Here is a 19,738-nt window from a genome sequence, read left to right as displayed (position 1 = left end):
GCGGACAGTGGGCTTGTGAGGTAGGGCTCAGTTCGCCGTCCACATCTTCATCCACACCCCTAGTCGCGATCTATCGCGTTTGGGTACGCTGCTGCCGTGGACCTTCAGAAGCGCACCGAAACCCGTGCCGCCGACGCCGAACTGCGTGCGTCGGACGCCGACCGCGACCGGATCGCCGACATCCTGCGCGAGGCCCTCGCCGAGGGGCGCCTCACGGCCGACGAGCACGCCGAGCGGGTTGAAGGGGTGCTGGCCACCAAGACGGTCGGTGAGCTCGACCAGTTCGTCCGGGACCTGCCGGCCGCCCACGCGGGCGGCGCGACGCCCGCGTACACGACCGCGCCCAACCGCCCCCGGCTGGGCGCGATCCCGGCGGAGGCCGACGAGAACGTGGTGGCGGTGTTCAGCACCGCGATGCGCAAGGGCCGCTGGCACGCGGGCCGCCGCATTCACGCGTACGCCGTCTTCGGCAGCGTCGAGATAGACCTCAGCGAGGCGATCTTCGAGTACCAGCAGGTCGCGATCAAGGCGATATCGGTCTTCGGCAACGTGGAGATCCGCGTCCCGGAGAACGTGTCGCTGCGCAGCAGCGGAGGCGGGGTCCTCGGCAACTTCGAGGCGGACACGCTGGATTCGGGCGACCCCGACGCACCCGTGATCTACGTCGAGGGCCTGGCGATCCTGGGCAACGTCGAGGCGCGGCCCAAGCGCGGCAAGCTGGTCGCGGACATCCTCGACCGTGCGATGGACCGGGTGGACCGGAGTTTGCGCAAGCACCTGGATCGTTGACGCCTGTGGACCCGACGGCGTCCGGGGCGCACCGGGCCGGTGTCGTGTGCGCTCCGTCGTGAACGACCGGCTCCGCTCTTGGAACTCAGTGCATAGGCGCGCGCACAGCGGGTAGGCCTTGCTGCATCGTCTCTTGGAGGGCGCGGCGGGATTTCCCGCGGTGCCCGGCACGCTCGCGAAGCCGTCGTCAGGAGTAGACCGTGCTGCAACCGCCGCATCAGTCCCTGCAGGTAGCTGCCGTTCCGGCCCAGCGGGCGCCAGTGCGGGACAGGGATCAGGAAGCCCCATGGCACACGGAGGCGGTGTGCCGGCGGGACGAGGCCGGCCTGTTCTTCGCGCCGTCCAAGGAGCCCACGGCGTCCCGGCTGTCCCGCGAGGAGGCCGCCAAGCGCGTCTGCGCCCGCTGTCCCGTGATGGTCGAGTGCCGTGAGCACGCGCTGCTGCAACCCGAGCCGTACGGAGTGTGGGGCGGCCTCACCGCCGCCGAGCGCCGGGTGGTGCTGGCCCGGCGCCGCCGCCGTGACCTGGAGCTCAAGAAGGCCGCGCGCGGCCCGATAGCAGCGGCCGGTTAGCCGCGACGCACGGGAAAGGGGCGCCCCCTCCGCACAGGGGGCGCCCCTTCTCCGTATGTACGACTCCGGTCTCCGAACGTATGTACGGCTCCGGTGCCCGTACGCACCGCTCCGGAGCCCGTACGCACCGCTCCGGACGTTCTCCGCGCGTACCTCGCCCGATGTGGTCGTGCTCGGTGGCTCCCGGGCACGGTCGACGGGGTGGTCCCGCGGTCCGCGGAGCTACTTCGCGCGGTCGAAGTCGATCGCGCTGTACGCCCGCAGCTTGCTCAGCCGGTGCTCGGACGTGATCTGCCGGACGGTGCCGGACTTGGAGCGCATGACGATCGACTCGGTCGTCGCCACCTCGGCGCGGTAGCGCACCCCGCGCAGCAGTTCGCCGTCGGTGATGCCGGTCGCGACGAAGAACACGTTCTCGCCGGAGACCAGGTCGTCGGTGAACAGCACACGGTCGAGGTCGTGGCCCGCGTCGAGCGCGCGCTGCCGCTCCTCGTCGTCCTTGGGCCACAGCTTGCCCTGGATGGTGCCGCCCAGGCACTTCACGGCGCAGGCCGAGATGATGCCCTCGGGCGTACCGCCGATGCCGAGCAGCAGGTCGATGCCCGTTCCCTCGCGCAGCGCGAGGATCGAGCCCGCGACGTCACCGTCGGAGATCAGCTTGATCCGGGCGCCGGTCTCGCGGATCTCCTTGATGATCCCCTCGTGGCGCGGCCGGTCGAGGATGACGACCGTGACGTCCTCGGGGGTGGACTTCTTGGCCTTGGCGACCCGGCGGATGTTCACCGACACGGGCGCGTTGATGTCGACGAAGTCGGCGGCCTCCGGGCCGGTGACCAGCTTGTCCATGTAGAAGACCGCGGACGGGTCGAACATGGTGCCGCGGTCGGCGGCGGCCAGTACGGCGATCGCGTTGGTCATGCCCTTGGCGGTCAGCGTGGTTCCGTCGATGGGGTCGACGGCGATGTCGCACTCGGGGCCGGTGCCGTCGCCGACACGCTCCCCGTTGAAGAGCATCGGGGCCTCGTCCTTCTCGCCTTCACCGATGACGACGACGCCGTTCATCGAGACGGTGGAGACGAGGGTGCGCATGGCACGTACGGCGGCGCCGTCGGCGCCGATCTTGTCGCCGCGGCCGACCCAGCGGCCCGCGGCCATCGCGGCGGCCTCGGTGACCCGGACGAGTTCCAGGGCGAGATTTCGGTCGGGGGCCTCGGAGGGCACTTCGAGTTCGGACGGCAGGTGATGCTCGGTCATCGGTGCGCACCTTTCTGATACGACGACGGCCGGATGAGGGTGTGCCCCGACTCTATCGCCAGGCCGACAAAATGAGCAGGGGGCCCCACGGATGAGCAGGCCAGGGCACCTGCGACGATAGGGGGGTGGCAGGTACGAAAGGCAAGCAGACGGTCCGGGACATGCTTCTCTCCCTGGGCCTGATCGGGATCATGGCGGGCGTCATCTACATCTTCATCCCGCACGACGACTCCGAGCCTCCCCTCAAGCGCGTCGACTACCGTGTCGAGCTGCTCACGGCGCGTCGCGCGGCGTCGTATCCGGTGGCGGCCCCCGAGGGGCTGCCCGGGACGTGGAAGGCGACGTCGGTGCGCTACGACGGCGCCGAGTTCGACGCCTGGCACCTGGGCTTCCACGACCCCGAAGGTCAGTACGTGGCGATCGAGCAGTCCACTCAGCGGGCGCCCGTCTTCATCGACTCGGCCAGTCAGGGCGCCGCGGCCACGAAGGGCACCGAGCGGATCGGCGACCGGACGTGGCAGCGGTACGAGGGCGACAAGTACGACGCACTCGTGCTGCGGGGCAAGGGGTCGACGACGGTGGTGACCGGGACGGCGTCGTTCGCGCAGCTCGCGAAGATGGCCGGGTCGCTGAAGATGTCGTAGTCAGTGTCGGCCGCCTCCTGGCCGTCGACGGCGGTGGACGACCGCGGGCGACAGCGGGTGAGGACGGACGGCGGCAGACGACAAAGGGCCCCCGGCGCCATTGCCGGGGGCCCTTCTCGTGTGTCCGGGGGGATCAGACGGTCGTGACGACCTCGTCGAAGCCCAGGCGCGGGGAGCGCGGGAACCAGGCGTCCTCGCCCGGCTTGCCGATGTTGACGACCATCAGCGGGGTGTGGTCGTCGTCCAGGAACTCCTTCTGGACGCCCGCGAAGTCGAGACCGGTCATCGGGCCGGCGGCGAGGCCGGCGGCGCGGACGCCGATGATGAAGTAGGCGGCCTGGAGGGCGGCGTTCAGCGCGGCGTTGCCCTCGCGGACCCCGCGGTCGGCGAAGAAGGCGTCCTTGGCCTGCGGGAAGTGCGGGAACAGGGTCGGCAGCTCCTCGTGGAACTCGTTGTCCGCGGAGAGGATCGCGACCAGCGGGGCCGTGGCGGTCTTGGGCTGGTTGCCCTCGGCCATGTGCTGCACGAGGCGCTCGCGGGCCTCGGGGGAGCGGACCAGGGTGATGCGCAGGGGCGACTGGTTCATCGAGGTCGGGCCGAACTTGACCAGGTCGTAGATCGCCTGGACCTGCTCGTCGGTCACCGGCTCGTCGGTGAACGTGTTCGCGGTGCGGGCCTCGCGGAACAGCAGGTCCTGGGCGGCGGGGTCAAGAACAAGAGACATGGGGAACCTTCTCGGGACGTGCGGTGGATCCGTGGGGATCGGCTGGCAAGTACGACAGTACCCGAGAATATTTAAGCTTCAACCAAAAAAGGGGCCGGGTGATCCGCTTCACAAGGTCGGGAGCCCCCGCGGAACGCCACGGCGGTGAGCGGGAAAAAGGGTGCCGCGGCGCTCCCCACCAGGGAGTTTGGCCAGACCAGTGCGGAGTGCGGCGTCGGACGCCGCGACGTGGTGGCGACGCGGGGGCCGGGGGGGGGCTCCGACCGCGGCGGGGGCCACCGGCCCGGAGGGGGCTCACCGGGGGCCACTGGGGGCCACTGGTGGGGTGGCACCCAGCGGGGCGGCACCCAGCGGGGCGGCACCCGCAGGGGCGACTGCGGGGGGCGGCACCTAGCGAGGTGCCGACCGGCGGCCGGCCCGGACGCCGCGGCCCCGGCGTCACTCCCAGGTGCGCGATGTCATGCGTGCGAGGTCACGCGTGTGACGTCGTGCGGGCGATGTCCTGCGTGCGGGCCCCGCGTCATGCGCCAGGGCCCCGCGTCACCCGCGGCGTCCGGCGCCGGGGCCGTCCGCACCTCGCGGGCGTTCCTCGCGGGCGTCCCGCGTGGTGGTCCGACGTCACTCGGCGCCCGCGTCCCCGTCCTGCGACTCCTCCTCCGCCAGGGCCGCGTCCAACCGCGCCCGTGCGCCCTCGAGCCAGCGGCGGCACACCTTCGCCAGTTCCTCGCCGCGCTCCCAGAGGGCGAGGGACTCCTCCAGGGTCGTACCGCCCGCCTCCAGGCGGCGCACGACCTCGATCAGCTCGTCCCGCGCCTGCTCGTACCCGAGCGCCTCGTCCACCTTGCCGGTCATACGCCCACCCTATGCATCCACTCGTACGGAGAATTCACCCTCGGCGACCCGCGCCCGAAGCGCCTCGCCCGCCGTCACCTCGTCCGGGTCCCGGACCACCTGTCCGTCGGCCTGCTGCAGCACCGCGTACCCCCGGCGGAGGGTCGCGGCGGGGGAGAGGGCCACCACGCGCGCGTGGGTGTGCGTCAGCTCCGAGTCCGCGCGGTCCAGAAGGTGCCCGAGCGTGCGCCGGCCGCGGTCCAGGAGCGACGTGACCTGCTCCGTCCGCTCGTCGACCATTCGGTGCGGATCCTCTATCGAGGGCCGGGCCAGTGTGTGCGCCAGTCCGCGCTCCTCGCGCTCGACGAGGGACCGGACGCTGCGCCGCGCGCGGTCGCGCAGGAGCCGCACCCGCTCGTACTCCTCGCCGACGTCCGGTACGACCTTCTTGGCCGCGTCCGTCGGCGTGGACGCGCGCAGGTCGGCGACGAGGTCCAGCAGCGGGGTGTCCGGCTCGTGCCCGATCGCCGAGACGACCGGCGTACGGCAGGCCGCGACCGCCCGGACCAGCTGCTCGTCCGAGAAGGGCAGCAGATCCTCCACGCTGCCGCCGCCCCGCGCCACGACGATCACGTCCACGCCGTCGAGCGCGTCGAGCTCCTTCACGGCCTGCACGACCTGCGGCACCGCGTGCACCCCCTGCACGGGGACGTTGCGCACCTCGAAGCGGACGGCGGGCCAGCGGTGCCGCGCGTTCTCCAGCACGTCCCGCTCGGCCGCCGAGGCCCGACCGCACACCAGGCCGATCAGCTGCGGCAGGAACGGCAGCGCCTTCTTGCGCTCGGCCGCGAACAGCCCCTCGGCCGCCAGGGACTTCTTCAACTGCTCCAGACGGGCCAGCAGTTCACCGACCCCCACCGGCTTGATCTCGGTGGCGCGCAACGACAGCTGCCCGCGCGGCGCGTACCACTCCGGCTTCGCGAGTACGACGACGCGGGCACCCTCGCTCACCACGTCCGACACCGCGTCGAACACCTGTCGGTAACAGGTGACGCTCACCGAGATGTCGTACGACGGGTCGCGCAGTGTCAGGAAGACGACACCCGCGCCGGGGCGCCGCGACAACTGGGTGATCTGACCCTCGACCCACACCGCGCCGAGCCGGTCGATCCATCCCCCGATGAGCCGCGACACCTCACCGACCGGCAGGGGAGCGTCCGCGGACGTGTTCAGAGCCATGCGCCCGAGCGTAGTGGCAGGGTCGGACAACCCGGCCGCGCGCACCGGGAGGCGGGCCCGCCGGGCGGCGCGTCCTCCTCCCCGTTCCTCCACCGGTCCGTCCGAGGAGGCGATCTTCGACCTGCCGGGCGCGGCCTTACGATGGGGTGCATGACTGCTTCGCCTGGCCGCCGTGTCCTGCTCGCCGCCCCCCGTGGCTACTGCGCGGGTGTGGACCGCGCCGTGATCGCCGTCGAGAAGGCCCTCGAGCAGTACGGGGCCCCGATCTATGTCCGCCACGAGATCGTCCACAACAAGTACGTCGTGCGGACCCTGGAGAAGAAGGGCGCGATTTTCGTCGAGCGGACGGCGGAGGTCCCCGAGGGGGCCATCGTCATGTTCTCGGCGCACGGCGTCGCCCCGGCCGTCCACGACGAGGCCGCGGCCGGCAAGCTCGCCACCATCGACGCGACCTGCCCGCTGGTCACCAAGGTCCACAAGGAAGCGGTCCGCTTCGCGAACGAGGACTTCGACATCCTGCTGATCGGGCACGAGGGCCACGAGGAGGTCATCGGCACCTCCGGCGAGGCGCCCGACCACATCACGCTCGTGGACGGCCCCGGTGACGTCGCCAAGGTCGAGGTCCGCGACCCGTCCAGGGTCGTGTGGCTCTCCCAGACCACGCTGTCCGTCGACGAGACGATGGAGACGGTCGACGCCCTCAAGGAGAAGTTCCCGCAGCTCATCTCCCCTCCCAGCGACGACATCTGCTACGCCACGCAGAACCGTCAGCTCGCCGTGAAGCAGATGGGCGAGGAGGCGGACCTCGTCATCGTGGTCGGCTCGAAGAACTCCTCCAACTCCGTACGCCTCGTCGAGGTGGCCAAACTCGCGGGCGCCCGCGACGCGCACCTCGTGGACTTCGCCGACGAGATCGACGAGAGCTGGCTGGACGGAGTGACGACCGTCGGCGTCACCTCCGGAGCCTCCGTCCCCGAGGTCCTGGTCGAGCAGGTCCTGGAGTGGCTCTCGGCCCGCGGCTTCGAGGACGTGGAGATCGTCAAGGCGGCCGAGGAGTCGATCACCTTCTCGCTGCCCAAGGAGCTGCGCCGCGACCTGCGCGCGGAGGCGGCGGCGCTGGTGGAGCAGCGGACGGACGCGGTGTCCGGTTCCTCCGCGGCGTCCGCTATTCCCGGTATCTCCGAGAAGTGACTGTCAGTCGTACGACGTAACGTAGGGCCATGCAGATCTTCGGTGTGGACATCGGCGGATCCGGGATCAAGGGCGCCCCTGTGGACCTGGACCGCGGCGATTTGACGGAGGAGCGCCACAAAGTGCTCACTCCTCATCCGGCGACGCCTGACGCGGTGGCGGACGGCGTGAAGGAGGTCGTCGGTCACTTCGGCTGGACAGGGCCCGTCGGCATCACCTTCCCCGGAGTGGTCGCCGACGGCGCGACCATTCGTACGGCCGCGAATGTCGACAAGGCCTGGATCGACACGGACGCGCGCGCCCTGCTGGGCGACCGGCTCGGCGGCCTCCCGGTGACGGTGCTGAACGACGCGGACGCGGCGGGCGTCGCCGAGATGCAGTTCGGTGCCGGCCGCGACCGCCGGGGCACGGTCCTTCTGCTCACCTTCGGCACGGGCATCGGCAGCGCGCTCTTCGTCGACGGTGAGCTGGTCCCGAACACGGAGCTGGGCCACCTGGAGCTCGGCGGCCACGACGCGGAGAAGCGTGCCTCCACGAAGGCCAAGGAGGACAACGAGCTGACCTGGGAGCACTGGGCGCGCCGGGTCACGAAGTACCTCGCCCACGTGGAGATGCTCTTCTCCCCCGAGCTGTTCATCATCGGCGGTGGAGTCAGCCGCAAGGCGGACAGGTTCCTGCCGCTGATCGAGGGCATCAAGGCGGAGATCGTCCCGGCCCAGCTGCAGAACAACGCGGGGATCGTGGGCGCGGCGATGAGAGCCGCGAAGACGGCGTCTTAGGCCCGGCCTGCGGGACGCGGGGGCGCGGGTCTTAGGCCCGGCCTGCGGGATGTGGGGGCGCGGGTCTTCGGACCGACCGCCCGCCCCCCGCGTCCCGCCGGATGATCCGACGAACGGTCCAGGGCGTGTTCTGGAAGTCCCGTCCGCCTCGCGACGCCTGGCACGCCCTCCGGGCGGACGACGGGACTTTCGCCACACGCCCTAGCCGAGCTGTCCGGCCGACCGCGACGCGGGGGTGGTGGCGGGTGCGGCGCCCCTGCGGGAGGCGGCGGCCCGGCCTCGTCGCCACGCGGCCCGGCGGGTCATCTGCCGTGCCTTCCGCACGGTCGAGATGACCCCGGCCACCAGCGTCCCCCCGTACAGCCAGCCCGCCTGCGTGGCCAGCGCGGTGACGAGCCCCATCAGACGGCCGCTGAGGCCGCCGCCCCCGCCGGCCAGGGGCAGCAGCCCGAACGCGAAGGCGATCGGCACGACCACGGGCGCGCTGACCAGGTCCCCGCGACGCACCCAGAGCGCGGTCAGCGCGCACACGGGCAGGAACAGCACGCCGTACAGAACGGGCGACGCCCCGAACAGCAACTCGTCGAGACAGCCGAGGACGAACATCGCCGCACCGCAGAACAGCCCACTGCCTAGCCCGGTCAGTCGAGGGTTCGGCAGCCGCGGTCCGCTCCGTGCGGGCAGCGGCGCGGGCCGCCGTGCGGGGGGCGCGCCCTTCTGCGGGCCGACGGACGCGCTCCGCCCGGCCTGGGCGGGAAGAGGCGCGTCGCGTCGCTGCCGGTACTGAGGGGGGCGCGTCCTGTGTTGCTCCACTGGACCAACTTAGGTCGGTTTATGTGCGGAACAGCTCCTCAGACACGCCGATGAGCGGACCTTGGCCATGCGTTCGACAGGTCGCCGGTACGGGAGCGCGCACGCCGTAGACTGGTGGATCGGCCCGAGCAGTCCAAGGGCCCTTCGCCCATCCTCACGTACGGGAAGTCGCAACGTGTCGCTCACGATCGGAATCGTCGGTCTGCCCAATGTCGGCAAGTCGACCCTGTTCAACGCCCTGACCAAGAACGACGTGCTCGCGGCCAACTACCCGTTCGCCACGATCGAGCCCAACGTCGGCGTGGTCGGCGTCCCCGACGCCCGGCTGAGCAAACTGGCGGAGATCTTCGCCTCGCAGCGCGTCCTCCCCGCCACGGTGGACTTCGTCGACATCGCGGGCATCGTTAAGGGCGCCTCCGAGGGTGAGGGCCTGGGCAACAAGTTCCTCGCGAACATCCGCGAGTCGGACGCCATCTGCCAGGTCATCCGTGCCTTCAAGGACGAGAACGTCGTGCACGTCGACGGCAAGGTCTCGCCCAAGGACGACATCGAGACGATCAACACCGAGCTGATCCTCGCTGACCTCCAGACGATCGAGAAGGTCCTGCCGCGCCTCCAGAAGGAGTCGCGCATCAAGAAGGACATCGCTCCCAAGGTCGCGGCGGTCGAGTCGGCGAAGGAGATCCTGGAGAAGGGCGACACCCTCTTCTCCCAGGGCATCGTCCAGGGCTCCGGCAACGAGGAACTGCTGCACGACCTGCACCTGCTCACCACCAAGCCGTTCCTCTACGTCTTCAACGTCGACGAGGACGAGCTCGTCGACGAGGACTTCAAGACCGAGCAGCGCGCCCTGGTCGCCCCCGCCGAGGCGATCTTCCTCAACGCCAAGCTGGAGCAGGACCTCGCCGAGCTCGACGAGGAGGACGCGATGGAGCTCCTGGAGTCGGTCGGCGCCGAGGAGCCCGGCCTCGCCACCCTGGCCCGCGTCGGCTTCGACACCCTCGGCCTGCAGACCTACCTGACGGCAGGCCCCAAGGAATCCCGCGCCTGGACCATCAAGAAGGGCGCCACCGCCCCCGAGGCCGCCGGAGTCATCCACACCGACTTCCAGAAGGGCTTCATCAAGGCCGAGGTGATCTCCTTCGCCGACCTCGTCGAGACCGGCTCGGTCGCCGAGGCCCGCGCGAAGGGCAAGGCCCGCATGGAGGGCAAGGACTATGTGATGCAGGACGGCGACGTGGTGGAGTTCCGCTTCAACGTGTGACCGGGTACCAAGAGGCGGCCTGACCTGTGGTGATGCGGGTCAGGCCGTCGTGCTGTCCGCAGCAGTCCGCAGTCCGCAGTCTGCAGGACTTCAGCTTGGAGGAGTCGTGACAACGCTCGTGATCGATCCTGATCAGTACAGCTAGCGCGTCAGGCGGGCACAGGCGGCCACGACCTCCGCACGGTGGCGGGACTCCGTACCGGCCACGGCCGCTTCGACCCGCCGGGTGTACTCGCGCTCACGCTCCCAGTCGCGGCGTTCTTCCGTCCGATGGCGCACCCACCACCGCACCACCCCGGGCAGTACCACGACCAGCCACGCGTACTCGCCCGCCGAGCCCGCAGCCGCATTCACCGCACTGATCATCGCGTCCGTTCTCCTTCTGCCGTCGAGTCGTCGAGTCGTTCCCGGCAGGTGAGCCGGTGCCGCCAACTCTTCGCGTCGGCCGGGGTTTCCCTCTAGCGTGGGGAAACTCTGGGGAAACCGATCACCGGGCGAGGGGGAGTACATGGGCGGCGGAAGGCCCGTCACGACCGGCGGCCAGCCGGATCCCGAACTCCGGGAACTGGCGGAGTGGTTCCGTGCGGCGCTGCGGGCCGCGGGGCACGGGACCCCCAACGCCTTTCTCTCCGCCCGCCGTCCAGCTCGCCGGGTGCCGCCGCCGCACAAGAACCCGGTCTACGACATCCTCGGTGCCCGCCGGCTTCACGAGCTGTCCACCACCGAGCAGTTCGCCGAGGCACTGGGGCTGCCCCGGGAGGCGGTCGCCGAAGTCTGGGGTCGGGCGCGGTTCGCGCTGGAGCGCCGTGAACGGGCCGCCCGGCGGGCGGAGCCCGGCACCGCTTCCGCGGCCTGGCCCGGCATTCCGTGGCCCGATACCTGGCTCGAGGATTTGCTGGCCAGCCAGGCGGAGGCCGCTGAGCAGTTCCCGTACGACCTGCTGGGTGTGCGCAAGCCCCCGCTCTCCCACATCCACATCGACCAGGATCTCCAGCCGCTCTCCGACAACGCGGCAGGGCACACGCCACGCACCACGGGGCCGGTACCGACCCTGGCCGTCGCGCTGTCCTCCCACGACCATCTGTTCGTCACCGGTGGTCCCGGCGCGGGCAAGACCACGCTCGGCCGCCATCTGGTCCGGCAGATCGCCCGGTACTGGCTGCGCGAGGAGGGGGCGGAGGACCCCTGGTGCCGGGAGGCGGTCGTCCCGTTACGGGTCGCGGCGACGGACCTGCAGACCCGCCGTCCCTTCCACCAACAGCTCAGCGACGCCGCCGGCCGCACCGGCACCCTGCGCAGTGCCGTGCTCGCCGACCGGTTCGCCGTGCGGCCGCACGGAGTGCGCTGGTTGGTGGTGGTCGACGGTCTCGACGAGGTCGCTTCGCCGGACGACCGGCAGCTGATCCTCCAGAACCTGGCCCGGGAGGTCCGGCCGCACGGCGCGTTCCGGCTCCTGATCACCTCCAGGCCACTTCCCCAGGACGAACTGACGCCCTTCCGTGACCTGTCGACCATGGGTTTCTACACACTCGCGGGTTTCGACTCCGCGCAGCAACTGGCCTTCGCCGAGGGCTGGTTCGCCGCCCAGGAAGCCGGTGACCCGGCCGCTGAGGCCCGCGCGTTCCTGGAGGAGGTCGGGCACGCCGGTCTCGGCGAGGTGCTCCAGGTGCCCCTGCTCACGACCATCGCCGCCGCCCACCGCAGCCGGAACCCCGACGCGCCGCTCCCGCGGGGGCGGGTCGCGCTGTACGAGCAGTTCCTCGCCGACATCGCCACCGCCCGCGAAAGCGCGGAGGAGGTGGACAAGGGGTTCCGGGCCCGCTGGCAGCGGCGCGGGCAGGAGCGGCTCGCCGAGTGGCTCCTCGACCACCGGGATCGCCTGGTCACCCATCTGGCGCGGATCCGCACCACGAGCGCCTCCGCCCCGCTGCTGGAGGCCGCCGTGCGGTGGCTGGCCACGACCCTGCCCGCTGACCTGGCCTGGCCGGACGGGGCCCGCGACGAACTGGGCCAGTTCCTCACGCAGAGCGGCGCCCTCGTCCACGACCACGGTGAGCTGTCCTTCCTGCATCTGTCGTTCGCGGAGTTCCTGGCCGCGAGGGACGAGGCCGCCCGCATCCCCGCGGACTTCCCGGGCCTCGACGACTGGGCCGCTGACATCCGCAGCCCGTCCTCCCGGAACCGGGTGTTGTTCACCTTCGCCCTGTGGGCCCGGCGCCCGGGTCACGACGTGACCCTGGTCGTACGGCACCTACTGGCCGGCGACCTCGATCACCGGATCATGGCACTGCGGCTGATCACCTCCGGAGTGCGGCTGGGGGAGGCGCTGGAGCAGGCGGTGATCGAGCGGGTGGTGGACCTCGGTCATGACTCGGACCACGTCCACCGGTACCGCGGACGTGGCCGCCAGGTGCTGCGGGAGTTGTCCCAGCTCCGGGGAAACCGTCGCCTCGCGGCCACGCTGCGGAGGATCGCGGAGACCGACGGCCTCGACCCCTCCTTGCGCATCGGTGGGGCCGCGGCGTACGCGGAGGTCGCGTCGCTTTCCGACGGGGTCACGCTGCTTCAGGAACTCGGCCGGCTGCTCCCGGCGGAAAGCGCCCTGGGGTGCTGCCGGGAACTGGCCGCGCTCGCCCCGGCCGACACGGACTTCCGGGTGCGGCTGCTGTCGGACGCGCTCGCCTCGCCGACGGCGTCCTCCTGGAGCCGCCTGGCGGCCGCGGAGGAGCTCGCCGCGCTGGGGCATACCGAAGGTCTGGCCGAGTTCACGTGCTCCGTCCTGGCCGGCGACGAGGAGAACGGCGGAACCCTCAAGCGGGCCGGGCAGCTCTGGTACGAACTGGAGGGGCCATCGGCCGCGCCACGCGTCAAGGCGGCCGTGGCCGGACGCGCCAGTACCCGGGACTGGGCCAAGGCCACCCTGGCGCAGGTGCTGTTCCTCTTCGGTCTGGTCGACGAGGCACTCCCGCTGCTGGCGCACACCATCGAGAACAGCACGGACAGCGACTCGATCGACGAGGCGGTGCACGGCTGGCTCGACCAGGAGGGGGAGAGGGCGGCCGACGGTTTGGTCGAGCTGTTGCGCGGATACCGAGTGTGGAACTCGGACGAGCGTCCGAGCATCGCCATGGACCTCTCCGGGGCCGGATTCCGGCGACAGGCGGCGGAAGTGGTCCGGCTCAGCCTCCACGATCTCGACCCCGACACTCGGCACAGCCTCGGGCTGGAGACCATGGCGCTTATCCGGGCCGGCGGCCCGGAGAGCGCGGAGGAGGTTCTCAGCTGGCTGGACCGGCACAGGGCGACACCGGACTCCTACGCCTCCGCGCTGCGGGACCTGGCGGATGCCGGCGCCGGAGCGGGGGGCCTGCTGCCGCTGGCGCGACGCCTGCTCCGTCATCCGGGCAGTGGGCACGGCGAGTTCACCTCGGCCGCCCGTGTCCTGTTCCGGTTCGCCCCCGAGGGCGCCTGCACCGAGGTGCTCGGCGCCCTGCGCGAGCGTCCGTACGGGGGGCCCGCCCTGCGGGCCGCGCTGCTGCCGCTGATGGCCGAATACGGTGAGGCGGGGGCCGTACGGGCGCTGGGCCAGGAGCTTCTGGCGGACCCCGGTCTGGTCGGCCGCGAACTGGAGGCCGTGGTCACGGCGTGGCTGGCCGTGGAAGGCCGTGAGGCGGCGGCCGATGTCGTCGGCCGGGTGCGGGCGGCCGTGCGCCTGACGGCCGGCCAGAGTGTCTCCCTGGCCACGCTGTTGACCGCCGAGGGGCGGCCGGACGCGACGGCCGCTCTCTGGTGCCAGGTGGCCACGGCTCCCGAGGCCGGTGCCGAGACCCGCTGGCGGGCCGTTCAGGAACTGCTCGCCTCCGGCGCCGCCGCGCAGGCCGAACGAGCCCTGCGCACCGCGCTGGTGGCCCCGCGCGACGCGGACGAGGCGCTGCTGCTTCGTCGCCTGCTGGCCTGGGTGCGCCCGCCGGTCGACCGGGCCTGAGCCGGCACCGCGGGGTGCGCGAGGACCGTGGTGTGGCTGAACGGCCCGCGTAGGGGCCGGCCGGCGGAGCCCGAGGGAGGCCAAGGGAGGTCGAGGGAGGCTGAGGGAGGCCAAGGGAGGTCGAGGGAGGCCGAGAACGCCGACGCCGGAGGCGGCCCTATTCCCCGGCGGCCAGTCCCGTCTTCGCCCCCGCCCCGCACAGCGGTACCACCGCCGTCCGTGTCCCGAGGACGCCCTCCCGTACGGCCGCCCAGCACGCCACGCCCGTCGACTCGACGTAGAGGCCCTGCGACGCCAGGTCGCGCTGGGCGTGCCGGATCTGGTCCTCCGTCACCGTCAGGAAGGCGCCGCCGGAGTCACGGACCGCACGCAGGATCTGGCGGGCCCGCGGCGGCCGGGGTACGGCGATGCCCTCGGCGATGGTGGGGGCCGTGGGGGTGTCGTCCACGAGGTCGTCCGCGCCCTCCTGCCAGGCGCGCGCCAGCGGAGCCACGGCGGCGGCCTGGACCGCGTACAGCGCGGGCCGCCGGTCGATGAGACCCGCCCCGTGCAGCTCGGCGACGGCGAGGGCGGCGCCGAGGAGCAGCGTCCCGTTGCCGACCGGGACGACGAGGACGTCGGGGAGGCGTCCGCCGAGGTCCTCCCAGAGCTCGTGCACGTATGTCTTCGTGCCGTGCAGGAAGTACGGGTTGAAGACGTGGGAGGCGTAGAAGGTGCCGGGCTCGTCCGCCGCCTCGCGCGCCGCTCGGGCCGCCGTCTCCCGGTCCCCGTCCACGAGACGCACCTGTGCGCCGTGTGCCCCGATCTGCTCCAGCTTCTTCGGCGACGTTCCTTCGGGGACGTACACCGTGCAGGGCAGCGCGGCCCGCGCGCAGTAGGCCGCGATCGCCGTCCCCGCGTTGCCGCTGCTGTCCGCGAGCACCCGCCGGGGCCCCAGGCGCAGTGCCAGTTCGGCGAGCAGGACGGCGCCGCGGTCCTTGAACGACAGCGTCGGCATCAGGAAGTCCAGCTTGGCCGAGACGGCGCCCTCGCGCAGCGTCACCAGGGGGGTGCGGCCCTCGCCCAGACTGACCGTGGGCGTGGACAGCGGCAGGCACTCCGCGTACCGCCACAGCGAGTTCACGCGCCCGGTCAGGGACTTGAGCGACGCGGGGGTCGGCGCGAAGTCCAGGTCGAGCGGTCCGCGGCAGACGGGGCAGCACCAGTCGAGCGAGCCGCCGGGGACGCGCGTACCGTCCGCCGGGCAGAAGCAATCCCGCAAAGCTGTCATGAGCGCAGGTTATGCGCGCACGACGGCCGGTCGTGGCAGGGCTCTCGCACCGTTCCCGGGAAGAGGCGGGGACGGGCGGGAACGGTCAGAGACGGGAATGCCGGAAGTCTCGTCGCGGTCCCCTGGACCCGGCCCCCGAGAACCCGTTCCGCCGGACACCGTCCCAGCCCCGCGGGCCGTCAGCCCGTCGACCGCCCGGATCGTCGTGTCAGTGACCGGCATTCCGCCATCGCCCCCGCCCCGCTTACGATGCGCCCAGCCGTACGTCAGTCACCTGTTCCTCGGACACCAGTGCTACAGCGGCTCGGTTTTTCGCGGTCGGCGGTATTTCACGCCGTTTCCCGCGTCGGCTCGGCACGACTTCCCGCGTCGGCAGCGCACGACCTCTTCCGGACAAGGAGCAACGCAACCCGTGGCCATACCCCCGCCGCCCGGCCCCCATCAGCCCGAGGGCCCGTATCCACCGCCGGGCCAGGGGCCGTACCCGCCTCCCTACCCCCAGGGCCCGTACCAGACCTGGGGCCAGGGCTACTCCCCGTACAACCGCCCCGCGCCCTTCAACGGGCTCGCGATCTCCGCCCTCGTGCTCGGCTTCCTCTGCTTCCTTCCGGCCGTCGGTCTCGTGCTCGGGATCGTCGCGCTCGTGCAGATCAGGAAGCGGGGCGAGCGGGGCACGGCGATGGCGGTGACCGGGATGGTGATGTCCACGCTCGGCATCGCGGTGTTCGTGCTCGCCCTCGCCACCGGCGGCCCGCGCGAGTTCTGGGACGGCTTCAAGGAAGGCGCGGGCAACTCGACGGGCAGCGCCTTCTCGCTCAGGAAGGGCGACTGCTTCGACGCGCCGGGCGGCTCCCTGGAAGGAACGGCGTACGACGTCGACAAGGTGCCGTGCGCCGGACGGCACGACGCCGAGGTGTTCGCGGACTTCAGGATGAGCGGCGGCGACTACCCCGGCGACAGCGGTGTCGTCGACGCCGCCGACACCAGGTGCTACGCGCTTCGGGCTTCGTACGCGATGGACGCCTGGGCCGTGCCGGACGACGTCGACGTGTACTACTTCACGCCCACCCGGGAGAGCTGGAGCGGTGGCGACCGCGCGGTCACCTGCATGTTCGGGAACACGGACGGCAAGAGCGGGCTGACGGGATCGCTGCGCAGGGACTCCCTGACACTGAACGCCGATCAGACGGCGTATCTGCGGGCCGCGGACGTGCTCAACCAGGCGATGGACACGGCACCGGACAAGGCGTACGTCGAGGACGACCTGCCGGGTCACAAGGCATGGGCGGTCAGGATCTCCGGCGCGCTCGACGAGCAGGCGCGCCTGCTGCGCGGCCATGGCTGGCCGCCCGCAGCCGGGAAGCCGGTCGCGGCCCTCGTCGAGGACATCGAGGCGTCGCGCAAGGAGTGGACGAAGGCGGCCGCCGCCTCCGACGCGGACACCTTCTACGCCCACTACGAGAAGGGCCTGAAGCTCATCGACCCGAGCAGGACGGTCACGGCACGCAAGGTTCTGGGTCTGGCCACCACTCCGCCCCCGGACGGCACGGACGGGGGCGGACAGGGCGACGAGCCGGGCGACAGCGGCGCCGAGGTGTGACACGGGCTACAGCGGGGAGAAAGTGCCTGGGCAAAGCCCTCGGCAGTCATAAGTAATCACATCGAGTGATTCTCTGGCCTTCGCTTGCATGGCACAACCCACGGTTGCCAGGCTGTTGCTGTCTGTACAATCTGATGGGAGCGGCCAGTGACTTTCGGTGAGCAGCCGGCGTACCTGCGCGTCGCGGGTGATCTCCGCAAGAAGATCGTCGACGGTTCACTGCCACCACACACCCGCCTCCCGTCACAGGCCAGGATCCGCGAGGAGTACGGGGTCTCGGACACGGTCGCGCTGGAGGCGCGCAAGGTGCTGATGGCGGAGGGCCTGGTCGAGGGGCGCTCGGGTTCGGGGACGTACGTGCGGGAGCGGCCGGTGCCGCGGCGGGTCTCCCGGTCCGGGTACCGGCCGGACAGCGGCGCCACCCCGTTCCGGCAGGAGCAGGCCGACCTGACCGTGCGCGGCACCTGGGAGTCGCGCAGCGAGCAGGCCGAGGCGAGCGGGGCGATCGCCGAGCGGCTCTCGGTTCGGCCCGGCGACCGCGTGATGTGCACGAAGTACGTGTTCCGGGACGCGGGCGAGGTCATGATGCTCTCCACGTCCTGGGAGCCCCTCGCCGTCACGGGCCGTACGCCGGTGATGCTTCCCGAGGAGGGCCCGCTCGGTGGCATGGGCGTCGTGGAGCGGATGGCCGCCATCGACGTGATCGTGGACAACGTCACGGAGGAAGTGGGCGCCCGCCCTGGTCTCGCCGAGGAGCTCCTCGCGCTGGGCGGAGTGCCCGGGCACGTGGTCGTGGTCATCCAGCGGACGTACTTCGCCTCCGGGCGTCCGGTCGAGACGGCCGACATCGTCGTGCCCGCGGACCGTTATCGCGTCGCGTACCACCTGCCTGTGAAGTAGCCGTAGCCGTAGCCGTAGCCGTAGCCGTAGCCGTAGCCGTAGCCGCGGCTGCGGCCTGCGCCGCCACCGCCACCGCCCACTGCGTGGTCACGTCCGTCGCCAAGTGGCCCTCCTGCGCCGCCGGTTGGAATCTGGCCTTTCTCAAATGCCGTGCCGAGGGCGGCGTTCGCGCTGCCTGACAGGCGCACGGACGGCGGTCGACGGCGCACGCGCAGGCACGCGCCCCCTCTGTACTGGCCGGTTGCGTACCTCTTTGTGAAAAGCCGTATTCGCTGCGTGAAGGTTAGGCGTAGGCTCGGGCATATGCGGAGTGCGGTTTCGTTGGAGTGCGGGTTACGGCGCCGGCCGGGGGCGGGGAGTGGAGGGGTTCGATGAACGACGGCACGATCACTCTTCCCTGGCTCGTCATACGGCAGGACGACAACGGCAACCGCTATCGCGTCGGCAGGTACGCGACCCGGGCCGAGGCCCAGAAGATCGCGGACAGCCTCGACGACCGCGGGCACAAGCAGCTCTACTGGGTCGAGCGGATCGGGCAGAACGGGAGCAGGTGACGGCCCGTTCCGGCGGTGATCCGTACTGACCGGGACCGGTGTGCCCTGTCGTAGGCTCCGGCGCATGGACGAGACGATCGTGGTCGTGGGCGGTGCCTTGCTGTGCGACGGACGCCTCCTCGCGGCGCGCCGCAGCGCGCCGCCCGAGCTGGCGGGACGCTGGGAACTGCCCGGCGGCAAAGTCGAAGCGGGAGAGGCTCCCGAGGCAGCGCTCGTGCGTGAACTGCGCGAGGAACTCGGTGTCGTGACGGAGGCCGTGGAACGCGTCCCGGGGGAGTGGCCACTTCGGGCGCCGTACGTGCTTCGCGTGTGGACCGCGCGGCTGCTTCCCGGCTCGGACGACCCCGAGCCCCTGGAGGACCACGACGAACTGCGCTGGCTGACCCCGGACGAGATCTGGGACGTGGACTGGCTGGACCAGGACGTCCCCGCGGTGCGGGCCACGCTGCCCCACTGGACCACCGCCCCCAACGAAGCCGAAGCCGAAGCCGAAACCGAAGCCGAAGCCGAGGTCGAGGCCGAAGCCGAGACCGCCGGCGGGACCGCCACCGCCACCGGCGACGGTCACCGCGCCGGGCGCCGGCCGTAGCCCCTCGCCCCCGGTACCCCGCGTCCGCCGCCGCACGGCGTGAGTGAGGGGGCGTGGGGAGGCGGGGTGTGCGAGCCACCTTGATCAGTTGGGGTTCCGTACGCCGTTTGTGCCACAGTGCTCCTGCCCGCACGGTAAGCCACCGTGGATATCGGGTATGTGCCCATTAACCCCACGAAACCGGACATGCGTGGGTTTCCTGTCTGGGAAGTGATCGGCGTGATCGACACCGTAGGCGACTGCGCCGAGTGGACCTTTCCCGCGGAGCCGGGTGCCGTCCGCACGGCCCGCGCGGTCGTCCGCGGCCAGCTGCGCACATGGGAGCTGGACGTCCTCGGCGACGTGACCGCGCTCCTGGTCAGCGAGCTGGTGACCAACTCCCTGCGGTATGCCACCGGCCCCATCGGTGTTCGCCTCGTCAGACCCGCGGGTGTGCCGGACGCCCTTCTGGTGGAGGTGTCCGACCCGCTGCCCGACCCGCCCCGTGAGCGGGCCGCGGGCGCCGACGACGAGAGCGGGCGGGGTCTGCAACTGGTGGCCGGTTCCTCCCGTCGCTGGGGCACCCGCCCGGGGGACACCGGTAAGACGGTCTGGTTCGAGCTCGCGGTCCCCGGGTGAACGTGCCCCGCTGATCCGCGCCCGGCCGAACGTGCCGAGTTGAACCTGCCCGAACGTACCGGACCGAACGTGCCCGCCTGAACGTGCCGGACCGAACGTGCCCGCCTGAACGTGCCGGACCG

19 protein-coding genes are annotated in these 19,738 nt (G+C 71.4%); 12 read left to right on the top strand and 7 right to left on the bottom strand.

Translation table 11 applies throughout. The features are described 5' to 3' along the window. Positions 1–96: 96 nt before the first annotated feature. Together ACFVTC_RS14760 and ACFVTC_RS14755 are read left to right on the top strand one after the other, a co-directional pair. Positions 97–789 (top strand): DUF1707 domain-containing protein, encoded by a 693-nt coding sequence (locus ACFVTC_RS14760; RefSeq protein ID WP_390126945.1) that lies wholly within the window; start codon positions 97–99, stop codon positions 787–789. 200 nt (positions 790–989) lie between these two features. After that, positions 990–1,361: a WhiB family transcriptional regulator gene (locus tag ACFVTC_RS14755; RefSeq protein ID WP_148010269.1), complete on the top strand. Its 372-nt coding sequence runs from the start codon at positions 990–992 to the stop codon at positions 1,359–1,361. 222 nt (positions 1,362–1,583) lie between these two features. On the opposite strand, the gene glpX is transcribed toward ACFVTC_RS14755, so the two are convergent. Beyond that, entirely contained in the window at positions 1,584–2,615 is a 1,032-nt protein-coding gene (glpX, locus tag ACFVTC_RS14750; protein WP_153288832.1) for a class II fructose-bisphosphatase, read from the bottom strand. Positions 2,616–2,740: 125 nt separating this feature from the next. Between glpX and ACFVTC_RS14745 the strand changes: the two genes are divergently transcribed. Next, positions 2,741–3,259 (top strand): DUF4245 domain-containing protein, encoded by a 519-nt coding sequence (locus ACFVTC_RS14745; RefSeq protein WP_390126944.1) that lies wholly within the window; start codon positions 2,741–2,743, stop codon positions 3,257–3,259. 133 nt (positions 3,260–3,392) lie between these two features. Here ACFVTC_RS14745 and ACFVTC_RS14740 read toward each other — a convergent pair whose 3' ends face one another. The 3 genes from ACFVTC_RS14740 to xseA form a co-directional block, all read right to left on the bottom strand. Next, the gene (locus ACFVTC_RS14740; protein WP_153288830.1) at positions 3,393–3,983 is read right to left on the bottom strand and encodes a malonic semialdehyde reductase; all 591 of its coding nucleotides are present in this window, start codon (positions 3,981–3,983) and stop codon (positions 3,393–3,395) included. A gap of 618 nt (positions 3,984–4,601) precedes the next feature. After that, the gene (locus tag ACFVTC_RS14735; RefSeq protein ID WP_168530026.1) at positions 4,602–4,835 is read right to left on the bottom strand and encodes an exodeoxyribonuclease VII small subunit; all 234 of its coding nucleotides are present in this window, start codon (positions 4,833–4,835) and stop codon (positions 4,602–4,604) included. A 9-nt stretch (positions 4,836–4,844) separates the two neighbouring features. Beyond that, the gene (gene xseA, locus ACFVTC_RS14730; protein WP_390126943.1) at positions 4,845–6,053 is read right to left on the bottom strand and encodes an exodeoxyribonuclease VII large subunit; all 1,209 of its coding nucleotides are present in this window, start codon (positions 6,051–6,053) and stop codon (positions 4,845–4,847) included. A 141-nt stretch (positions 6,054–6,194) separates the two neighbouring features. On the opposite strand from xseA, the gene ACFVTC_RS14725 reads away from it, so the two are divergent. Both ACFVTC_RS14725 and ppgK read left to right on the top strand, forming a co-directional pair. Then, on the top strand, positions 6,195–7,244 hold the full coding sequence (locus tag ACFVTC_RS14725) for a 4-hydroxy-3-methylbut-2-enyl diphosphate reductase (protein ID WP_390126941.1): 1,050 nt from the start codon (positions 6,195–6,197) through the stop codon (positions 7,242–7,244). A gap of 29 nt (positions 7,245–7,273) precedes the next feature. Continuing rightward, entirely contained in the window at positions 7,274–8,023 is a 750-nt protein-coding gene (gene ppgK, locus ACFVTC_RS14720; RefSeq protein ID WP_168530029.1) for a polyphosphate--glucose phosphotransferase, read from the top strand. 201 nt (positions 8,024–8,224) lie between these two features. On the opposite strand, the gene ACFVTC_RS14715 is transcribed toward ppgK, so the two are convergent. Continuing rightward, the gene (locus tag ACFVTC_RS14715; protein WP_390126940.1) at positions 8,225–8,629 is read right to left on the bottom strand and encodes a DUF6542 domain-containing protein; all 405 of its coding nucleotides are present in this window, start codon (positions 8,627–8,629) and stop codon (positions 8,225–8,227) included. Positions 8,630–9,011: 382 nt separating this feature from the next. On the opposite strand from ACFVTC_RS14715, the gene ychF reads away from it, so the two are divergent. After that, positions 9,012–10,100, top strand: a complete 1,089-nt coding sequence (gene ychF / locus ACFVTC_RS14710) for a redox-regulated ATPase YchF (RefSeq protein WP_168530030.1) — start codon at positions 9,012–9,014, stop codon at positions 10,098–10,100. Positions 10,101–10,241: 141 nt separating this feature from the next. Here ychF and ACFVTC_RS14705 read toward each other — a convergent pair whose 3' ends face one another. Then, positions 10,242–10,466 (bottom strand): hypothetical protein, encoded by a 225-nt coding sequence (locus ACFVTC_RS14705; RefSeq protein WP_390126939.1) that lies wholly within the window; start codon positions 10,464–10,466, stop codon positions 10,242–10,244. A 142-nt stretch (positions 10,467–10,608) separates the two neighbouring features. Here ACFVTC_RS14705 and ACFVTC_RS14700 point away from each other — a divergent pair, with 142 nt between their 5' ends. Beyond that, positions 10,609–14,085, top strand: a complete 3,477-nt coding sequence (locus ACFVTC_RS14700) for an NACHT domain-containing protein (RefSeq protein WP_390126938.1) — start codon at positions 10,609–10,611, stop codon at positions 14,083–14,085. Between the two features lie 157 nt (positions 14,086–14,242). Here ACFVTC_RS14700 and ACFVTC_RS14695 read toward each other — a convergent pair whose 3' ends face one another. After that, positions 14,243–15,355: a pyridoxal-phosphate dependent enzyme gene (locus ACFVTC_RS14695; protein WP_390126937.1), complete on the bottom strand. Its 1,113-nt coding sequence runs from the start codon at positions 15,353–15,355 to the stop codon at positions 14,243–14,245. A 412-nt stretch (positions 15,356–15,767) separates the two neighbouring features. Between ACFVTC_RS14695 and ACFVTC_RS14690 the strand changes: the two genes are divergently transcribed. The 5 genes from ACFVTC_RS14690 (at position 15,768) to ACFVTC_RS14670 (ending at position 19,616) form a co-directional block, all read left to right on the top strand. Beyond that, positions 15,768–16,955 carry a DUF4190 domain-containing protein gene (locus tag ACFVTC_RS14690; RefSeq protein WP_390126936.1) on the top strand — a complete coding sequence of 396 codons (1,188 nt, stop codon included), beginning with the start codon at positions 15,768–15,770 and terminating at the stop codon, positions 16,953–16,955. Positions 16,956–17,102: 147 nt separating this feature from the next. Then, the gene (locus ACFVTC_RS14685; RefSeq protein WP_168530035.1) at positions 17,103–17,855 is read left to right on the top strand and encodes a GntR family transcriptional regulator; all 753 of its coding nucleotides are present in this window, start codon (positions 17,103–17,105) and stop codon (positions 17,853–17,855) included. 371 nt (positions 17,856–18,226) lie between these two features. Next, positions 18,227–18,409 carry an SPOR domain-containing protein gene (locus ACFVTC_RS14680; protein WP_028804678.1) on the top strand — a complete coding sequence of 61 codons (183 nt, stop codon included), beginning with the start codon at positions 18,227–18,229 and terminating at the stop codon, positions 18,407–18,409. A gap of 64 nt (positions 18,410–18,473) precedes the next feature. Then, positions 18,474–18,998, top strand: coding sequence for a (deoxy)nucleoside triphosphate pyrophosphohydrolase (locus ACFVTC_RS14675; RefSeq protein WP_390126935.1), 525 nt, complete (start codon positions 18,474–18,476; stop codon positions 18,996–18,998). A gap of 186 nt (positions 18,999–19,184) precedes the next feature. Beyond that, on the top strand, positions 19,185–19,616 hold the full coding sequence (locus ACFVTC_RS14670; protein WP_390126934.1) for an ATP-binding protein: 432 nt from the start codon (positions 19,185–19,187) through the stop codon (positions 19,614–19,616). The last annotated feature ends 122 nt before the right edge of the window (positions 19,617–19,738 follow it).

It is taken from the genome of Streptomyces sp. NPDC057950 (genome assembly GCF_042887295.1).
Taxonomy (GTDB): Bacteria; Actinomycetota; Actinomycetes; order Streptomycetales; family Streptomycetaceae; genus Streptomyces; species Streptomyces kaempferi.
Note: the sequence above shows the minus strand (reverse complement) of the source record. Positions and strands in the feature narration are given on the sequence as shown.

Excerpts from the sequence above, each read along its gene's own strand:
- glpX (WP_153288832.1), bottom strand. The coding sequence starts at position 2,615 with ATGACCGAGCATCACCTGCCGTCCGAACTCGAAGTGCCCTCCGAGGCC.
- ACFVTC_RS14740 (WP_153288830.1), bottom strand. The coding sequence starts at position 3,983 with ATGTCTCTTGTTCTTGACCCCGCCGCCCAGGACCTGCTGTTCCGCGAG.
- ACFVTC_RS14735 (WP_168530026.1), bottom strand. The coding sequence starts at position 4,835 with ATGACCGGCAAGGTGGACGAGGCGCTCGGGTACGAGCAGGCGCGGGAC.
- xseA (WP_390126943.1), bottom strand. The coding sequence starts at position 6,053 with ATGGCTCTGAACACGTCCGCGGACGCTCCCCTGCCGGTCGGTGAGGTG.
- ACFVTC_RS14725 (WP_390126941.1), top strand. The coding sequence starts at position 6,195 with ATGGGGTGCATGACTGCTTCGCCTGGCCGCCGTGTCCTGCTCGCCGCC.
- ppgK (WP_168530029.1), top strand. The coding sequence starts at position 7,274 with ATGCAGATCTTCGGTGTGGACATCGGCGGATCCGGGATCAAGGGCGCC.
- ACFVTC_RS14715 (WP_390126940.1), bottom strand. The coding sequence starts at position 8,629 with ATGTTCGTCCTCGGCTGTCTCGACGAGTTGCTGTTCGGGGCGTCGCCC.
- ACFVTC_RS14705 (WP_390126939.1), bottom strand. The coding sequence starts at position 10,466 with ATGATCAGTGCGGTGAATGCGGCTGCGGGCTCGGCGGGCGAGTACGCG.
- ACFVTC_RS14700 (WP_390126938.1), top strand. The coding sequence starts at position 10,609 with ATGGGCGGCGGAAGGCCCGTCACGACCGGCGGCCAGCCGGATCCCGAA.
- ACFVTC_RS14695 (WP_390126937.1), bottom strand. The coding sequence starts at position 15,355 with ATGACAGCTTTGCGGGATTGCTTCTGCCCGGCGGACGGTACGCGCGTC.
- ACFVTC_RS14680 (WP_028804678.1), top strand. The coding sequence starts at position 18,227 with ATGAACGACGGCACGATCACTCTTCCCTGGCTCGTCATACGGCAGGAC.
- ACFVTC_RS14675 (WP_390126935.1), top strand. The coding sequence starts at position 18,474 with ATGGACGAGACGATCGTGGTCGTGGGCGGTGCCTTGCTGTGCGACGGA.
- ACFVTC_RS14670 (WP_390126934.1), top strand. The coding sequence starts at position 19,185 with ATGCGTGGGTTTCCTGTCTGGGAAGTGATCGGCGTGATCGACACCGTA.